This window comes from Paenibacillus jiangxiensis (assembly GCF_046098255.1).
Classification (GTDB): domain Bacteria; phylum Bacillota; class Bacilli; order Paenibacillales; family Paenibacillaceae; genus Paenibacillus; species Paenibacillus jiagnxiensis.
Genome location: NZ_JBJURI010000044.1, coordinates 26,268 through 43,266, shown reverse-complemented (window position 1 = coordinate 43,266; position 16,999 = coordinate 26,268). Strand labels below are relative to the sequence as shown.

The 16,999-nt window shown below is 44.3% G+C and carries 16 protein-coding genes and 1 pseudogene; 10 read left to right on the top strand and 7 right to left on the bottom strand.

From position 1 onward, the window contains the following. Positions 1–623: 623 nt before the first annotated feature. Positions 624–3,230 carry a phosphoenolpyruvate synthase gene (gene ppsA / locus ACI1P2_RS28955; protein WP_355323776.1) on the top strand — a complete coding sequence of 869 codons (2,607 nt, stop codon included), beginning with the start codon at positions 624–626 and terminating at the stop codon, positions 3,228–3,230. 68 nt (positions 3,231–3,298) lie between these two features. Beyond that, the gene (locus ACI1P2_RS28950) at positions 3,299–3,484 is read left to right on the top strand and encodes a Uma2 family endonuclease (protein ID WP_355323773.1); all 186 of its coding nucleotides are present in this window, start codon (positions 3,299–3,301) and stop codon (positions 3,482–3,484) included. 170 nt (positions 3,485–3,654) lie between these two features. Here ACI1P2_RS28950 and ACI1P2_RS28945 read toward each other — a convergent pair whose 3' ends face one another. Together ACI1P2_RS28945 and ACI1P2_RS28940 are read right to left on the bottom strand one after the other, a co-directional pair. Then, positions 3,655–4,815 (bottom strand): Gfo/Idh/MocA family protein, encoded by a 1,161-nt coding sequence (locus ACI1P2_RS28945; RefSeq protein WP_355323770.1) that lies wholly within the window; start codon positions 4,813–4,815, stop codon positions 3,655–3,657. Between the two features lie 14 nt (positions 4,816–4,829). Next, positions 4,830–5,903, bottom strand: a complete 1,074-nt coding sequence (locus ACI1P2_RS28940; RefSeq protein ID WP_355323767.1) for a Gfo/Idh/MocA family protein — start codon at positions 5,901–5,903, stop codon at positions 4,830–4,832. Positions 5,904–6,025: 122 nt separating this feature from the next. Between ACI1P2_RS28940 and ACI1P2_RS28935 the strand changes: the two genes are divergently transcribed. Next, entirely contained in the window at positions 6,026–6,862 is an 837-nt protein-coding gene (locus tag ACI1P2_RS28935) for an AraC family transcriptional regulator (RefSeq protein ID WP_355323764.1), read from the top strand. Positions 6,863–7,103: 241 nt separating this feature from the next. Here the strand turns inward: ACI1P2_RS28935 and ACI1P2_RS28930 are convergent, their stop codons facing one another. Beyond that, the gene (locus tag ACI1P2_RS28930) at positions 7,104–7,451 is read right to left on the bottom strand and encodes a nuclear transport factor 2 family protein (RefSeq protein WP_355323761.1); all 348 of its coding nucleotides are present in this window, start codon (positions 7,449–7,451) and stop codon (positions 7,104–7,106) included. A 301-nt stretch (positions 7,452–7,752) separates the two neighbouring features. On the opposite strand from ACI1P2_RS28930, the gene ACI1P2_RS28925 reads away from it, so the two are divergent. Further along, positions 7,753–8,610, top strand: coding sequence for a LysR family transcriptional regulator (locus ACI1P2_RS28925; protein ID WP_355323758.1), 858 nt, complete (start codon positions 7,753–7,755; stop codon positions 8,608–8,610). Between the two features lie 22 nt (positions 8,611–8,632). Here the strand turns inward: ACI1P2_RS28925 and ACI1P2_RS28920 are convergent. Beyond that, positions 8,633–8,707, bottom strand: a pseudogene (locus ACI1P2_RS28920) (lysine transporter LysE); the annotation flags it as partial. A gap of 272 nt (positions 8,708–8,979) precedes the next feature. Between ACI1P2_RS28920 and ACI1P2_RS28915 the strand changes: the two are divergent. After that, positions 8,980–9,738, top strand: coding sequence for a 3-oxoacyl-ACP reductase family protein (locus ACI1P2_RS28915; RefSeq protein ID WP_355323755.1), 759 nt, complete (start codon positions 8,980–8,982; stop codon positions 9,736–9,738). A 198-nt stretch (positions 9,739–9,936) separates the two neighbouring features. Further along, positions 9,937–10,533 (top strand): TetR/AcrR family transcriptional regulator, encoded by a 597-nt coding sequence (locus ACI1P2_RS28910; RefSeq protein WP_355323752.1) that lies wholly within the window; start codon positions 9,937–9,939, stop codon positions 10,531–10,533. A 109-nt stretch (positions 10,534–10,642) separates the two neighbouring features. Here ACI1P2_RS28910 and ACI1P2_RS28905 read toward each other — a convergent pair whose 3' ends face one another. Beyond that, positions 10,643–11,605 (bottom strand): helix-turn-helix transcriptional regulator, encoded by a 963-nt coding sequence (locus ACI1P2_RS28905; protein WP_355323749.1) that lies wholly within the window; start codon positions 11,603–11,605, stop codon positions 10,643–10,645. 110 nt (positions 11,606–11,715) lie between these two features. Here ACI1P2_RS28905 and ACI1P2_RS28900 point away from each other — a divergent pair, with 110 nt between their 5' ends. Both ACI1P2_RS28900 and ACI1P2_RS28895 read left to right on the top strand, forming a co-directional pair. Further along, positions 11,716–12,195 (top strand): GyrI-like domain-containing protein, encoded by a 480-nt coding sequence (locus ACI1P2_RS28900; protein ID WP_355323785.1) that lies wholly within the window; start codon positions 11,716–11,718, stop codon positions 12,193–12,195. Positions 12,196–12,289: 94 nt separating this feature from the next. Continuing rightward, positions 12,290–12,754 carry a phage tail protein gene (locus tag ACI1P2_RS28895; RefSeq protein WP_355323746.1) on the top strand — a complete coding sequence of 155 codons (465 nt, stop codon included), beginning with the start codon at positions 12,290–12,292 and terminating at the stop codon, positions 12,752–12,754. 105 nt (positions 12,755–12,859) lie between these two features. Here ACI1P2_RS28895 and ACI1P2_RS28890 read toward each other — a convergent pair whose 3' ends face one another. Next, the gene (locus ACI1P2_RS28890; protein ID WP_355323744.1) at positions 12,860–14,032 is read right to left on the bottom strand and encodes an MFS transporter; all 1,173 of its coding nucleotides are present in this window, start codon (positions 14,030–14,032) and stop codon (positions 12,860–12,862) included. Positions 14,033–14,249: 217 nt separating this feature from the next. On the opposite strand from ACI1P2_RS28890, the gene ACI1P2_RS28885 reads away from it, so the two are divergent. Next, entirely contained in the window at positions 14,250–14,795 is a 546-nt protein-coding gene (locus ACI1P2_RS28885; protein ID WP_355323741.1) for a TetR/AcrR family transcriptional regulator, read from the top strand. Between the two features lie 103 nt (positions 14,796–14,898). Here the strand turns inward: ACI1P2_RS28885 and ACI1P2_RS28880 are convergent, their stop codons facing one another. After that, positions 14,899–15,774: a LysR family transcriptional regulator gene (locus ACI1P2_RS28880; RefSeq protein WP_355323738.1), complete on the bottom strand. Its 876-nt coding sequence runs from the start codon at positions 15,772–15,774 to the stop codon at positions 14,899–14,901. Positions 15,775–15,916: 142 nt separating this feature from the next. Between ACI1P2_RS28880 and ACI1P2_RS28875 the strand changes: the two genes are divergently transcribed. After that, positions 15,917–16,999 (top strand): NAD(P)H-dependent flavin oxidoreductase, encoded by a 1,083-nt coding sequence (locus ACI1P2_RS28875; protein ID WP_355323735.1) that lies wholly within the window; start codon positions 15,917–15,919, stop codon positions 16,997–16,999.

The following is a 16,999-nucleotide window of genomic DNA, read 5'->3' as shown; positions in this document are numbered from 1 at the left end:
AACATCGTAGCGTGATGGACCGAATACCGTAGGGAGGGTTTGCCCCGAACGGGATGCGTGCCGCATCGAACGCTTGTAGAGATCCAGTCAGACCTTTCCTACAGAAAGGCAGCGATCGTCGAAACAAGAAGCCCCCCGCCTCTTCAGGCGGTGGGAACATTCACCAAATGTAGACAATATCCCACAACAGCAGCCTCCTAAAAAAACAATGAATGCATAATGCCATAACTTCATGATAATCCTCCTTTGTTGAACGCAAAAAAACCACACAAATGACCAGTAAGGCCTTTGTGTGGCGAAAAATAGAGACCAGTCTCCAGAAAAGTCCACATCATCCAAATAGGTTTTAGATATTCCGTTTCGGTAACAAGTATAGAAGCACACTTTGATCGTTGTCAATCACGATTTCACAATGCGTGAAGTGGAGGAAAATCAAAAAAGAACCTGGACAACTTTACCAGGTTCTTTGTATTTGCACATGAACAAATGCGATGATATAATCAGATCACGACTGCGCACGATCGAACAGACATAAAAGTCGTATCTTACACTTTAATGTTACCACGCCGGCAAACTCATGTCAAATGTTTTTTTCTCATTTTAATGGTTAGGAGAGATGTTGAATGAGTTCTTTGGTTCTCGGTTTTCAGGAAATGGAAAAAACACAGCTTATGCTTGTTGGCGGAAAAGGGTTAAATTTAGGGGAATTATCAAAAATTCAAGGAATACAAGTACCAGAAGGATTTTGTGTTACAACCGTGGGATATCAAAAAGCCATCGCACAAAACAAAACGTTTCATGCTTTGCTGGATCAACTAACCATGCTGAAAGTAGAGGACCGAGATCAAATTGGTGAAATCAGCAGGCAGATTCGACAAATCCTTATGGAAGCAGAAATTCCTTCCGATGTGGTGAAAGCAGTTACTCAGTATCTCTCCCGGTTTGGCGATAAACACGCTTATGCAGTGCGTTCCAGTGCGACTGCTGAAGATTTACCGCATGCCTCTTTTGCCGGTCAACAAGACACCTATTTAAATATCATTGGCGTCGATGCCATCTTGCAGCATATCCGCAAATGTTGGGCCTCCCTGTTTACGGATCGCGCGGTCATCTACCGCATGCAAAATGGATTTGACCACAGTCAAGTTCATTTATCCGTTATCGTGCAAAGGATGGTTTTCCCACAGGCTTCAGGGATTTTATTTACCGCTGATCCGATGACTTCCAACCGGAAGATGCTGTCCATCGATGCCGGTTTTGGGCTTGGAGAAGCACTGGTCTCCGGCTTGGTATCTGCCGATGGTTATAAAGTACGGGAAGGGGAAATCGTCGAGAAGAGGATTGCAGCCAAAAAATTGGCGATCTATGGACGAAAAGAAGGCGGAACAGAGACTCAGCAGATCGCTCCTGAGCAGCAAAACACTCAAACCATTACGGATGAGCAAATTTTACAGCTGGCACACATCGGCAGACAGATCGAAGCTTATTTCGGCCAGCCGCAAGATATCGAATGGTGTTTGGCTGATGATACCTTTTATATTGTCCAGAGCCGGCCCATCACGACTTTATACCCGATCCCTGAAGAGAATGATCAAGAAAATCACGTCTATTTATCTGTTGGTCATCAACAAATGATGACAGACCCCATGAAACCGTTGGGATTGTCTGTTTGGCTGTTAACGACTCCTGTACCCATGCGTACAGCCGGTGGAAGGTTGTTTGTTGATGTTGCACCTAGGTTGGCTACACCAGTCGGCCGGGAAACTTTATTAAATACCGTGGGATCCGATCCGCTCTTCAAAGACGCACTTATGACCATAATCGAGCGGGATTTCATCAAATTGTTACCAAATGATGAAAAAGAACCAGCTAAAAGCAATAAAGCTATGCCGTCTGCAGGTGCTCGAACACAAATCGAAAACGATCCTGCCATCGTTTCTAATTTGATTAAGAGAAGCCAAACATCGATCGAAGAGTTAAAACAAAATATCCAAACAAAATCCGGATCAGATTTATTCGATTTTATCCTGGAAGATATTCAGCAGCAATTAAAGAAGATCTTATTTGACCCACAAAGTACGGCTGTGTTTATGGCCGCTATGGATGCTTCAGCATGGATCAATGAAAACATGAACAAGTGGTTGGGTGAAAAAAACGCAGCAGATACGCTTTCTCAATCTGTACCCAACAATATTACATCGGAAATGGGTCTGGCGCTATTGGATGTCGCGGATGTGATTCGTCCTTATCCGGAAGTCGTTGCATATTTGCAGCAGGTAAAAGATGATTACTTTATGGATGAGTTGCTTAAGCTTGAGGGCGGGCAGGAAGCCCATGATGCGATCAATGATTATCTCAGCAAATACGGAATGCGATGTGCCGGAGAAATCGATATTACGAGAACTCGTTGGAGTGAAAAACCAATTACACTTGTCCCGTTGATTCTGGGGAATGTCAAAAACTTTGCGCCTAATGCCAGCCAGCGGAAATTTGAGCAAGGGCGGCAGGAAGCTTTGGCCAAAGAACAAGAGCTATTGGAGCGATTAAAGCAACTACCGGATGGTGAACAAAAGGCTAAAGAAACAAAACGAATGATCGACCTGGTCCGGAATTTCATAGGCTATCGGGAATATCCAAAATACGGAATGGTTAACCGCTATTTTATTTATAAGCAAGCTTTGCTGAAAGACGCACAACAGCTCGTACAAGCGGGCGTTATTCATGAAAAAGAAGATATATACTATCTCTCTTTTGAAGAACTTCACAAAGTCGTACGCACCAATAAACTGGATTACCAGATCATCAGCAATCGAAAAGACGAGTACAAATTATACGAAAAACTAACTCCACCACGTGTGCTCACGTCTGATGGTGAGATCATAACAGGTGAATACAAACGAGAAAATCTCCCCGCCGAAGCGATTGCAGGTCTGCCTGTTTCTTCCGGAGTGATAGAGGGACGAGCACGTGTCATCTTAAAAATGGAAGATGCTGACCTGGAAGATGGAGATATATTGGTCACAGCTTTTACGGACCCTAGCTGGACACCCTTGTTTGTATCCATCAAAGGCCTGGTCACCGAAGTTGGCGGACTGATGACCCATGGAGCAGTGATCGCTCGGGAATATGGCTTACCGGCCGTTGTCGGAGTGGAGAATGCTACCAAACTGATCAAAGACGGGCAACGAATTCGCGTGCATGGGACAGAAGGGTACATTGAAATATTGTAATTGGAACAACAGATTTCTTTTGAGTAATACTTAACTTATAATGGGATAAAAGGTTAGTTCCGCCGAGCTTGATCATAGTACATGGGGTACAGGAATATTGGATTGTCGATCCAGGAAACCGGACAGTTCATGTATATTCTCTGCAGAATGGCAGCTACCAAATACGTAATCTGTATACGGAGCAAGAGATAATCCACTCTATCGTTTTTAAAGATCTGCAAGTACCCATGAATAGACTGTTTAGTCTGGAATAGTTGAAACAATAAACCGATAAGATTGCGACTCGACGATGCTTCAGGACCGGTCGCCTCCTGTTTGACATATCGAATAGGAGATGTATAGCACCTGGGGCTAAAATTTAGAAGTAAAGGGGCTGTCCCAAAAGTGTTCGCATGACATGGGGACAACCCCTCTATTTCCCTGCTTAAACTTTTTTCAGGCTGCTGCCCATCGTAATCGAGCGGTCCTGGAAATTGTCGACGGAAGAACTTTTCTCGTAGAAGTGCGGCACGTTTTGCTGAATGCCTTTGCGTGTATAGAACGGATCATCGGCTGTAAGCGGGAATTGTACCTTATTCTCGGTGCTGGCAGATTTGTAGATTCCGAGGATCAGCTCCAGCGTTGCCCGACCGCTCTGCCCGTCGATGAGCAGGGGGGCTCCATTCTCGATGGCGGAAAACACATTATCAATCTGACCGGCATGCCCTTCATAGGCAACCTCCGGCAGGTTGTCGTAATAGGCTTGAATCTCCGCGGAGAGCGTTGGATTCGGAGTCGGAAATCCGTTATCCATAGAACTGGAAGCGACCAGCTCCCATGGAGCGGAAATCCGGGCCTCTTTTCCTTGGAAAATAAGCTGCTGCTTTTCACCGTGATGGACAACGGAGCTCGTAATTTGGCCAAGGCTGCCGTCGGCGAATTTCAGAATCGCAATCGACAAATCCTCTACTTCCGCATTATCGTGTGAAGTATTGCTCATGAATGCCTGAAGTTCGGTTGGCCTGCCCATCATCCACAGCAGCGCGTCGATATGATGGACGGCATGGTTCAGTGTGCAGCCGCCGCCTTCCTTTTCCCAGGTTCCACGCCACCACAGATCATAGTAGCAATGGCCGCGCCACCAGAAGGAATCCACCTGCGAGTGCACGACAGGGCCTATCAGCCCGCTATCGAGTACAGACTTCAGCTTCATCATGGGTGTACGGAAGCGGTTCTGGGCGACTACCGACAGAAGCTTGCCGCTTTCGTCCGCCGCTTGAATCATTGCATCACATTCTTCCAGAGAAGAGGCCATTGGTTTTTCAACCAGAACATGCTTGCCTGCCCTCAGAAAGTTGACAGTAACTTCAGCATGAGTGTAAGGGGGAGTGCAAACCGAGACCAGATCGATATCCTGGCCGAGCAGTTCATTGTAATCGCTGTAAGCTTTTGCTTCGTTAAGCTGATACTGAGCAATACGGCTCTCGGCCTTGTCCTTATAAATATCCGAGACAGCAACGATTGTGCATCTCTCCGGAAACGCCAGATAAGCTTCGATATGGGTTCTGCTGATTGCTCCGGCTCCAATAATGGCTATTTTCAACAATGTATCATCATCTCCTATTCCATTCGGATTGCAAGGTTTTGGGCTAATACACTCAGCTCGGCAACTTTGAAGGCATGCTCCTGTGTCATCGCATTCTCCGTACGGTGGATACAGTCAAGGATCAACTGTCCAAAGAACGGAAATCCAACCTGGCCTCTTACGGAAAAATGAAATTCTCCCTCGTGATTGGCCATGTACACCTGATCCCCCTCCGTATTGAGGGCAAGATCGACATTTTTGCGGACTTCGATATATCCATCCGTTCCAAGAATAAGTACCCGGCCGTCTCCCCAAGCGCTTAGTCCGTCCGGTGTCAGCCAGTCTACGCGGAAATAGGCAGCAGCACCATTATCGCCCGTCAGCGTAACATCCCCGAAATCCTCTAACTCCGGATATTCTTTATTATGGTAGTTGGCAATACGGGACCGTTCCACGGTCGCATCCTTGGCCCCTGCAAAAGCTAAAAACTGGTCAATTTGATGACTTCCGATATCGCAGAGAATACCGCCGTATTTCTCCCGTTTAAAGAACCATTCCGGTCTAGTTTTCGCATTGAGGCGGTGAGGACCCCAGCCCATGACTTGAACGACCCGGCCGATCGCCCCTTGCCCGATGAGTTGGCCTGCGAATATTGCTCCTTCGCAATGGAGTCTTTCTCCGTAATAAACCATATACTTGCGTCCTGTTTCCGCGGCAACCCGCTTGGCATCTTCAAGCTGCTCCATGGTCGTCAGCGGCGCTTTATCAACAAAATAATCTTTACCTGCCCGCATCACCCGCAGACCAAGCGCGCAACGTTCAGAAGTAATGTTTGCCGAAGCAACCAGCTGAATATGGGGATCCACGAAAATCTCCTCTTCAGAATTGGCTGCTTTTACATGAGGGTAACGCTGAAGAAACCGGGCGACCTTCTCCGGATCGGGATCGTACACATAGACAAGCTCCCCGCCTGCTTCGATAAGTCCATTGCACATGCCATAGACATGCCCGTGATCCAGCCCGATTGCTGCAAATTGAAACTCCCCGGGTGCCACAACCGGATTTGGTTTGCCTTGCGGCGCATAATTCATGCCATCTGATTGATTCAAGCGAATGACATCTCCTTTAGTGGAATTGTTACTAGAATATATGGAAAAAGAGAATTTTTATCGCTCTATTTTGCGGTAAAATGTTTATATCTTGCGATTATCTTGAAAGGGCGGGAGAACGGATGGTTCAGTCTAATTGGTTTCAATACGAGTATCGCAGAACATCAACGGACTATTTCCGCGAGGTGTTTCATGCCCATTCTCAAATGGAGCTTACTTATGTGCATGAGGGCAGAGGGCTGCTTATTATCGACGGAAAATCGTATTCGATCGAGCCAAGTACGCTGCTTGTATTCCCGCCATTCCGGATGCACCGGATTCAGATTCAGGTGACGGAGGAGGAGCCTTTTATACGGAGTGTGCTGGCATTTGAGCCGGCTGTGCTGCATGGCTATTTGCACGAATTCCCGAGCCTGAAGAGCTTCTTCCAGCGATTAACGCTGCAGCAGGCGAATGTTCATCCGGTGATCGCCATGGCGGAGACCGAGCCGTTTGTAACACTGCTTAAGCAATTCAGTTCAAAGATGGGCGGCATAAGAGAGGTGGAATTCGAGGAAAATGTGGGCGTCTTTCTGCTCAGTCTTGTGCATCAGCTTAAGCAAAGTCCTGACGGTGAATCGGCTTTTTTGAAAAAACACCATCATCATGTAGAAGATATCATCGGGTGGATTGAGAAACATTATATGGAGCCTTTCCGGTTGGAGGATCTGGCGGGCGAGCTTCATTTGTCGTCTTACCATGTGGCTCATTTGTTCAAGGAATCGACAGGCACGACCATTGTTGCTTATACCCGGGCGACCCGAATCCGGCATGCCTGCTCATTGCTGCGCAAGTCAACCTTGCCTTTATCGGAAATCGGCTACCGGGTAGGGATTCCGAATCCGTCGTATTTCAGTAAAATTTTCAGCGAGATTATGGGTGTAACCCCCTTAACATATAGGAGGCATCTGATCAAATAACAAGGAACAGGGGAAAAAGTTTGCTGCTGCTCCGTATGCAGGCACAGTTGGGTTATTTCACTGTTCGTTGTTCGTTTTAGGCTCGGGTTTTAGGCAATATTTTACCGTTAGTGTAACTGCCATAAGTCCCGCATAGGTAAAGAATTGACGCTGGCCAATTAAGATTGACACGGTTACTAAGACTATCTTTCGAAGCCCCTGCTGCAAGCAGGGGCTTCGAAAGATAAAGGGCAAAATCTGCTTATTTCTCGGCACCATCCGTGATATTGACTAATACGTCGTTAACGTGAGCCGTGTCGTGATGCTCGTGGTAGACAGCGATTTTATCGCCCCGGAGCTCAAAGAGAAAATGATAATGGTTCTGATAGTGACGCCCACTCTTCAGCTTCATCGTTGAGTAGGCCTCCACTGCCACACGGTCCTCTTGGATGGTCCAACCGGTAGGGACAATCTGAAGTGGACCGTCAGTAATGTCGTCCAGCGGGGCCAGCATCGATCGGAATACATCCTTGGTGATGAACCCGGGGTGTGGAAGTCCGCTCATCCACCACTCGACATCATCGGTAAGCATATCGAGAAGTGCGTTCAACGGTTCTGTGTTCTGAGGGTCACCCCATCGACCTTGCCCATAAAGGCTGAGGAAGTGTTCAATAATCTTCTTCTTGCCTGTGTCGTCCATTTTCGAATTCACGCTCCTTTGTAGAGTTCGAGTTCCCGGCAAGATCACATCCTCCGATAAACTGAGGTTGAATTGTTGTCTGCAGACAGGTACATTATAAATCAGAGTTTTATGTGCAGTAAAATTGATATATCAGAATTAAACGTTCATTAATAATGAACTATTATAGAGTGTTTCAATGTCATTAATTTAAATAAAAAGGTGTGAAACCGTGGAGCTTCGTCATCTCATAACCCTAAAAACGATTGTTGAAAAAGGAGGATTTAAAAAAGCTGCTGAGCATCTAGGTTACGCCCAGTCCTCCGTCACTGCACATATCAAGGAGTTGGAATCCGAGATCGGAAAACCTGTTTTTGATCGTTTGGGTAAAAAAGTCATGCTAACCCATTACGGGGAACAGTTTCTTCCGTATGCTTTAAAAATCATTGAATTATACGATCAAGCTTTATCGACAGACAACGAACCTGCAGGTGATCTTACGCTGGGTGTATCGGAATCACTTATGATTCATCGCGTCCCATCTCTTCTTGTCGAGTATAAAAAATTATATCGGAATGTGAATTTATCTCTCAAAACAATTGATTTCCAAGACATGTTGGCTTGTCTTCAAACAGGAGAAATCGATATTGCATTGGTATTGGAAAGTGATGGATGGAAAATGCCCGAACTCCACAGTGAACAGCTGATAAGAGAAAAAATGGTGACGATCAGCCCGCCTCTTGAAAAGAATCTTGAACTAGGGGCTGTACTTTATCCCGAACGCAGTTGCGGTTATAAGGCAGTTTTTAATGACTATATCCATCACAAGAAAATAAAAGTTAAAGAAAGTCTGGAGTTTCAGAGCATCGAAGCGATTAAACAATGTGTCAGAAGCGGTTTAGGAATATCCATGGTCCCTTATTTTTCGGTACAAGAGGAATTGGAAAGCCATAAATTAGTCGGGGAAGAGGTCGAATCTGATCTTGCTGCAGTTTCAACGTACTTTGCTTACCACAAAGATAAATGGCTTTCACCAGCCATGAAAAGCATGATCTCATTAATAAAAAAGCATGCTAAGGAGTGGATATGAACGGCCCATCGTGCGTTTACCGCGCGATAATCAGGGTCAGGTCAATGGTCATTCCACTAAGGCCGACCGCCCAGCCATGAATAAATCCGTTTTTCAATCCTCTTTTAAACCTTCCGAGACTTCATCTGGCAATACTCAGACCTTGATATCCTCACCCAGCAAGAGCAGCCAATTTGTGATTTCTGAATACTGAGCCGGGCGCATTAAGCAATCAACGCTGCGTTGTCGGTGTTTGGCTTGGATCGTGCGGATATCGATCACTAACGAGCATAAAAATTATTCTTGCAATTTTGAACCGAAAGGTACATAATAGCCTCATACTTAATTATGAACCGAAAGGTTCAAAAGTAAATGAGAGGAGTTTTACATTTGAATACGACAAGCACAATGAATAAACCCTTGGCCGGCAAAAAGGCATTGGTCACCGGAGGAGCTCGCGGTATTGGCGCAGCAATCGTGAAAAGGCTCGCAGAAGACGGTGCGTCGGTTGCTTTTACTTATGTCAGCGCACAAAGCAAGGCAGATGAACTGGTACAAGAAATTAAAAGCGCAGGTGGTCAGGCTTTGGCGATTCGCGCGGACAGCGCCGATGCCGGGGCAGTGAAAGGTGCCGTCGAAGAGGCAATCCAAGCATTTGGCGGTATCGATATTCTGGTAAATAATGCAGGCATTGCAAGCTTGACGCCTTACGACCAGTTTGATCTTGAAGAATTCGATCGAATGGTTGCTGTTAATATGAAGGCAGTATTCGTTGCCGTTCAAGCTGCCGGCCCACAAATGAAACCAGGCGGTCGCGTCATCAATATTGGCAGTGTTGCCGCTGAATTTAATCCATTCACTGGAAACAGCCTGTATGTCTCGACAAAAGCTGCGGTAGCCGGATTGACACGGGCGCTGGCGCGCGATCTGGCGCCTCAAGGCGTTACAGTCAATAACATTCAACCGGGATTGATCGATACGGATATGAATCCTGCGAATGGCCCCTCTGCTTCAGTCGTAAACATGGTTCCGCTGGGAAGATACGGCAGAGCATCCGAAATTGCAAGTTTGGTGGCTTACATCGCCTCACCTGAAGCCAGCTATATTACCGGGGCAACCCTGAATGTCGACGGAGGCGGGAGCGTTTAACCACTAGCGGTTTCCGAAAGTAGGCCGGGTGAACGAGGAATGGGTGATGCAAACATAATGATCCAAACTGCCAGGAGGTCGGATTGCCACCGATCTTACCGGGCAGTTTGGATCTTTTTCATATTTTCCGAAATCATTGCAAATTCCGAGCTGTGTAGTAAAATATCACTTATCTGATTTATGAAAGGTGAGATGGTTATGGCAGCCGGACGTCCGCGGGAATTTGACATCAAACAAGCGCTTGAGCGTGCCGTGGAGATTTTTCGGCAAAAAGGGTATGAAGGAGCTTCGTTGTCCGACCTGACCGAAGCCATGAAGATCAACCGTTCAAGCTTTTATGCGACCTTCGGCAGCAAAGAAAACCTGTTTCACATGGCGCTTGATTTTTATATAAACGAAGAACCGATTCTAGCTACAGCAGCTGCGCTGAACGAACCGACAGCTCGATTAGTCATCGAGAAGCTTCTTCGTGCAACGGCGGATTCGGTGCTCGATCCCAATTATTCTCCAGGCTGTTTAACAATCAAAGGAGCCCTTACGGACAGCAAGGAATCCGATCCGATCAAACAATTATTGACCGATCTACGCATTCAAACCGAAAAAGCGCTAAGTACCCGGTTGGAGCAAGCCAAGAAGGACGGGGATTTGCCCAAGCACGCCGATCCTGTCGCCCTGGCCCGGTATGTCGCGACTCTCGTGTACGGTATGACGGTCCAGGCCGTGAACGGGGCCAGCCGTGAAGATCTCGAAGAAATGATCACTATCGCTCTGTTGGCATTGTCAGCATATGAATGAATTGTCGGAGGACAAGAACTTGCAATTGAAGTTGTACAAGCTGTCGGCGTGATCAGGCATCTTCTCTAACATTTTGATCTGCTATGGATTGATGCCTGGCCGGCACTGCTTATGGGCAGTATGAGTGTAATCTCTTCTGTACACCTTCCAAGACTTCACCTGGCAATTCTCTGACTTTGACATCCCCGCCCAGGAAAAGCAGCCAATTTGTGATTTCGGTTAATTCTTCTGAATGATGAACATTGATAAAAGTCTTTAGAATGGCTGTCGTTTGGTAAGGATTCGTATAGGAAAGTGAAATTTTTAAAGGATGATATTTTTTGAACTGGGCAATCGCCTTTGGACCAAGTTCAAGGACAAGGTTGGTGACTTCTTCCTGCTTGGTTAGTTTTTCTAAAATTTTTTTCTTGCTTACTCTTTTTTTCGTAGGGTATGGTTCTACATCGGTCAGATTGTCGACAGGAATAATCCGCCTCTTTTCTTCCTCTAAGTCAAAACCTTCAATTAACCATAAGCTTTTTTCCCGATAAAGATGCAGGAGAACAATGGGATAAGACTTTATTTCCTTCTCCTCCTGAATGGAAATCAATAAATAGCTGTCCAAAAGAAGGATTTCGATGAGTTTTTCCAACATAGGATGGGGCAGGTCTGACAGATCAAGCAGATCGGGATTATGTGGGTTGGTCCCTTCAAAGAGCAATATTTGATTTAAAAGAACAAGGTCATCCTGCTGGCTTTCCGAGATGAGGCCCAGTAATTTTTCGGCTAAAGACTGGCGGCTCTTCAGATAAGGAAGCTGTTGATTTCTTGTGGCCATAAAGGCAATAAACAGAGCTTTAATTTCATTATCGGTAAAGCGAACCGTGGGCAGGACAGAGTTGTTCATGACAAAATACCCCCCATCCCTGCCAACTTCAGCGACTAGTGGTAACCCCATGGCTTCAATTTCTCGAATATCCCTAAGAGCAGTCGAACGTGAAATGTTAAATTCTTGCATGATTTCAGAAATGGTAAAGTGGGCGCGGTTGTTGACATAACGCATGATGGTATTAATCCGTTCAACTTTTTTCATCTGGCCCCCCTAAACAGGTTCATTTTTTGACATGATTTATGATTATTATAAACTCATCAAGTGAAAAGACAAATCATTTGATTAATCTTAAAAAAAGGACGGTTTTGAATATGGCAAATTATACTCTTGAGGAAAAAGACAGCTTTACCGTTTTAGGCATTGGAATTGAGCTGAAGAGCGATTACACAGACTATGCCGGCATTAACAAGGAAAAGGCAGACTTTTGGCAGGCAGTGAAACAAGATGGAAGGCTTGACACTTTAAAGGACATAGCCGCAAATGACTACATTTTTGCCGTGAACGAAGCGGTGAATAACAAGATGATGCATTATGCTGGTGTCATGACGGAGGCAACGCTGCCAGAAGCAACCAGGGTTATCCAATTTCCTAAAGGGGAATACCTGGTTGTTAAAGGGGAAGGGAAGACGGCTGAAGAGTTGAGTAATACGCTTACCGGCATTGCCTTTGGTCAAGCCTTGGCGGAAGCAAAGGATTATGCCTATGTTGGCGGGCCAAATACAACGGTTGAGATGGGACAGCGAAACGGCTTAGTTTTTGGCGAAATGTGGATTCCTGTTGTTAGGAAGTAACGCTCGCAAAACTTTAAGCGAATGCTTCCGGAGCGAGTTTTGCTCGAAGCTCGATCTAAGAAGCAACGCTTGCAAAACTTTTAGGAGGAATGAAATGTCCTATATCGTTGATTTTAAAAATGTGTCTACGGTTGGCTTGGAGTCTTCACCAGTAGCAGAAGCGCTGGCTGGTTTACGAGCTAATGAAGCCCGTTACTTTATGAACAAATATAAGCATGAATTTACGGTTGTACAAGCTAGTGAAAGCCAGGAGACCCTTGATTATGTGAACCGAATTTTGAAAGAACAACGTGATCTTGAGTTTGCGGCCAAACCTTTAGAAACGTCGAGGTTTCAAGTGGAAAATATCCAATTTGCCTACGTCTTTTATGAGGATGGTCTGGGGCTCAATGTCATGTATACGGTTGATGACCCTAAGAAGCGGGCTGTTGGTTTCAAGCTTTCTGAGGGGATGGAGGTACCAAAGGAGTTAGAAGGGAAGTTTAAGTTTGCCAGGCAGAAGTCTAAATTGGCTGGAACGATTCGGGGTTCGTTTTTTGTAATTAAAGGAGAATATTAAAGAAGTAAAAATTGAAATGGACCGGAGCAGGGAGTGATCCTTGCCCGGTCCCTCCCTTTACAATATTCCGATCGAGGTGTACATAGACAGGCCTGAATTTATTCGTTATCCAGAAAGTTGTTGAGAAAGAGCAAACATGTAGTTTCTAAGTAAAATAGCTGCAAAACTTAACATCAATGATAGGATTCCCACCAATATGACATATTGTATACCCATTCCTGATATAAATAACCCGCCTACAGCTGCACCTAATGTTGTTCCTACGTTACAGGAGGATATAAATAATCCATTGGCAAAATCAGGCGCTTCGGGAGCTGAAGACGCAATCAGATATTGATTAATATTTGCCATTAAACCTCCAGCCAGTATTCCCCAAATGAAAGTTATAACTTCCATGGACACGGCAAATTGTCCTGTAAAGAATAAAATGATGTAAACAGCAGCCAATAACAAAGGAAAAGATACTACAGATTTGGTGGCATTATGAGTAAGAAGCCTTCCTGCGATCATGTTTCCAATCATATTGGCTCCACCAAAGATGAATAACGTTACACTGATGGTATTCGGAGACATATTCGTTACTGCTTTCAGATATTCGGCAAGATAGCTATAAACCCCAAATACAGCTGAATTTAATAAAATGACAGTCACAATGGAAATCCATAAAATTGGTTTTTTTAATACGGAAAATTGTGTGCCGTAAGAAAGCCTTTCCGCAACAGGCATAGATGGTACAAATAATAAAGTAGCAATGAATACAATGGCATTTACAATACCAAAGAATGCCATCGCCATTTCATACGAAAAGGCACTATCAATAAAGCTCGCGATCGGTACGCCTGCTACCATGCCAGCAGATACTCCTATAAAAACTTTGGACACAGCTTTTGGAGCTTCTTCTTTACTTACTGAGGAAGCAGCTGTTGTAAATGCCAAAGAACAATAAATGGGATGAAAAAAGGCCGGAATGATACGGGCAATTAAAAGAATGGCAAAGTTAGATGTAAATAGGGATACAATGTTGCCCAGAACGAAAACTCCTAGTACAAGCAACATAACCTTCTTGCGATCTATTCCTGAAAACAATAAAGGCATGATTGGGCCAGATATGGCGATACCTAAAGCAAAAACGCTCACCAGCAGCCCAGCTTGAGTTACACTGACATTAAAGCGGTCAGCAAGGGATGGCAATAAACCAATAACCCCCATTTCAGTATTTAGAATGCCGAAAACTCCGATGGTCAATATGAATATCAATAAATTAGTTCGTTGAGCCAAAAAAAACAACTCCTATCTCCAATAAAATGCTGTTAAATACCATCCTTTCAAGCTAAATAAAACTACGATTGATGCATTCTCGACATCTGTCTATAATTTAAAGTACAAAAATAATGAAAACAAGGCATTCAAATCGTTAATTTAATCAATTTTATTGTTTAAACAACAAATCAATAAAAATTGTCGACTATCTTTTGAAAGGTATGAGGGTAATAACATGACAAAAGTGGATAGAAGAGTAGTTAGAACTCAGGAAGCAATTAAAAAAGCATTTCTTGAATTGATGTCAGAAAAAAACTTCGATAACATTACCATTCAGGATATTTCCGACAGGGCAAATATTAACCGTGCAACGGTTTATCTTCATTACTTGGATAAATTCGATTTGTTGGATAAGATTATGGAAGAACATATCAATAACATGAGTGATCTTTGTGAGTCAGAAGCCGATATGGATTGGATCGAATCGACTGTGCACTGTATGGAATATCTGGAAAATAACTATTTGTTTTTTTCGACGATGTTGGCGAGTGAAGGTGCTACGTATTTTCGGAGCCGGTTTGTTCAACATAATATCGAAGAGTTCAAAAAAGACGTGGATGTAACCAATGGCAAAAATTTAGGTCAAAGTGAAGATATCGTTGTCGAATTTGTTGTAAATGCTTACGTTGGTGTTGTGGAATGGTGGTTAAAAAATAAAATGCCTTATCCACCGCGGGAAATGGCAGAAAAAGTGGGGGACTTATTAGAGAGGATTTTATAGAATAAAATTAATTGCTCCGTACTGCCTCTCTTTCTAAATGGGTGGTCGTTTAAGAAACAGGTTCTTATCCCGAGCTGAGGACAAGAACCTGTTTTGTATAAAGCTATCCGGCATTTAGAGAATTTTTGGTCTCGTCCAAGAAAGCGGATAATGCCGGTGTAATCAGGGTATCTTTTCGTTTAACAAACATGGTAGTTACTGACGAATACTTGTCCGGTAATGAGTGGCAGGTTACTTTTCCCCGAAATTCATAATCAGCAATAATGGAATAGGGCAGTAAAGTAATGCCCAATCCTGCGCTGACACAAGCAATGATCGTTTCAAGCGTTCCAAATTCCATTAATTTCACAGGCAACAATCCTTCTTCTTGCAGGAATGTGCTAAGCTTGGCGCGATATGAGCATCCTTTAGGGAAAACCAGCATCGTATGATTTTGTATATCATGGCTCGATTGTATTAAAGGATGCTTTGGTGAAGTTACAAGAACAAGCGTCTCTTCGATAATTTTGTCTTTTGTTAGATCAGGGTGTTCAATCGGGCCGGAAACAAAAGCCCCTTGCAATTCATAATGAAGGACTCCCTGAAGCAGCTTTTCAGTGGGACCTGTAGTTAAAGAAAAATCTACATTCGGATATTTTAAATGATATTGTGTCAAAACAGAAGGGAGCCGAACGGCTGCTGTGGTTTCCATGGAACCGATAGCCAGAGGACCGGAAGGGCTGGAACTGCTTCCTACTGCAGCCCTAGCTTCGTTAATCGTATTTAAAATCTTTTCAGCATATGTGACTAGAACTTGTCCGGAAGGAGTAAGCGTAATCCCTTTCTTGTGACGATAAAATAAAGCTGTCTGGAAATCCGCCTCTAACTGTTGAATTTTGTGTGTAACATTGGATTGAGCATAATTTAGTTTTTTTGCTGTTTTGGAAATACTCCCCTCGTGAGCGGCTTGAATAAAAATCTCCAACAAGTGAATATCCAAGGTGACCCTCCCTTTAGAAAACAATCTATCTGAACTATCTGAAATCATGATATATAACATCTGATTTACGAATTATACATGATAGATAAACTGGATGTAAACTTATATAGAATGGAATCTGAATTGATGAGGAGGACACTCAATGTCTATTCAATTAAACACTAAGTTCTGTGAAAGCTTCAATATCCGTTATCCAATCGTTCTCGCGGGGATGGCGGGTATTACAAATATGGTACCACTAGTCACTGCTGTTTCTAATGCAGGTGGGTTGGGTACCCTAGGTGCTGCTTATATGAGCCCCGAAGAACTAAGAGAGGCCGTACGCGAGATCAAAAAACGGACTCATGCACCGTTTGCCGTAAATATTTTTGCTCATGTTGGACCTGATCAATACATAAATTTTGATGCTGTAAACAAAGAGATGGATACTATTCGAGAGTCGCTGGGCGTGAAACACCGTGCTAAAGATGAAATACGTACACCTAATTATTTTGAAGAACAGTTTGGAATTTTATTGGAAGAAAAAGTTCCGATTATCAGCACAACGTTTGGATTACTTTCTGAGCATCATATGCGGAAGGCCAAAGCGTTAGGTATTAAAATTATTGGGAATGCAACAACTGTAGAGGAAGCTATTCAAGCGGAGAAACGCGGATGTGATGTAATAGTTGCACAAGGCAGTGAAGCAGGGGGACATAGAGGAACTTTTGATGTATCATCTCAGCCCGCTGGGGCAAACATCGGCACCATGGCACTCGTCCCGCAAATAGTAGATCATGTCCATATTCCGGTTCTTGCTGCCGGCGGAATTATGGATGGCAGAGGGGTTGTGGCTTCACTTGCTTTAGGGGCACAAGGTGTACAAATGGGAACACGGTTTTTGACATCAGCGGAGTCTGGTGCACATGAGGTATATAAACGTGCATTACTTGATAGCACTGAGGAAAGCACTGTCATTACAAATGCATTTTCCGGACGGCCGGCACGGGGAATAAAGAATGACTTTATAAAACAATGGGAAGCATCCAATATCAAACCTCTGCCTTTCCCTACCCAAAATACATTAACGCGAGAGATCAGAAATGCTTCTGCCCGCCAAAACAATCCGGAATACATGGCTCTTTGGGCAGGGCAAGGAACTAGAATGCTAACATCCAACCAATCTGCAGAGGCTATCATAAATCAGATTGTAGAAGAGGTCCGCAGGATCTGTAGCAGCTTTTGA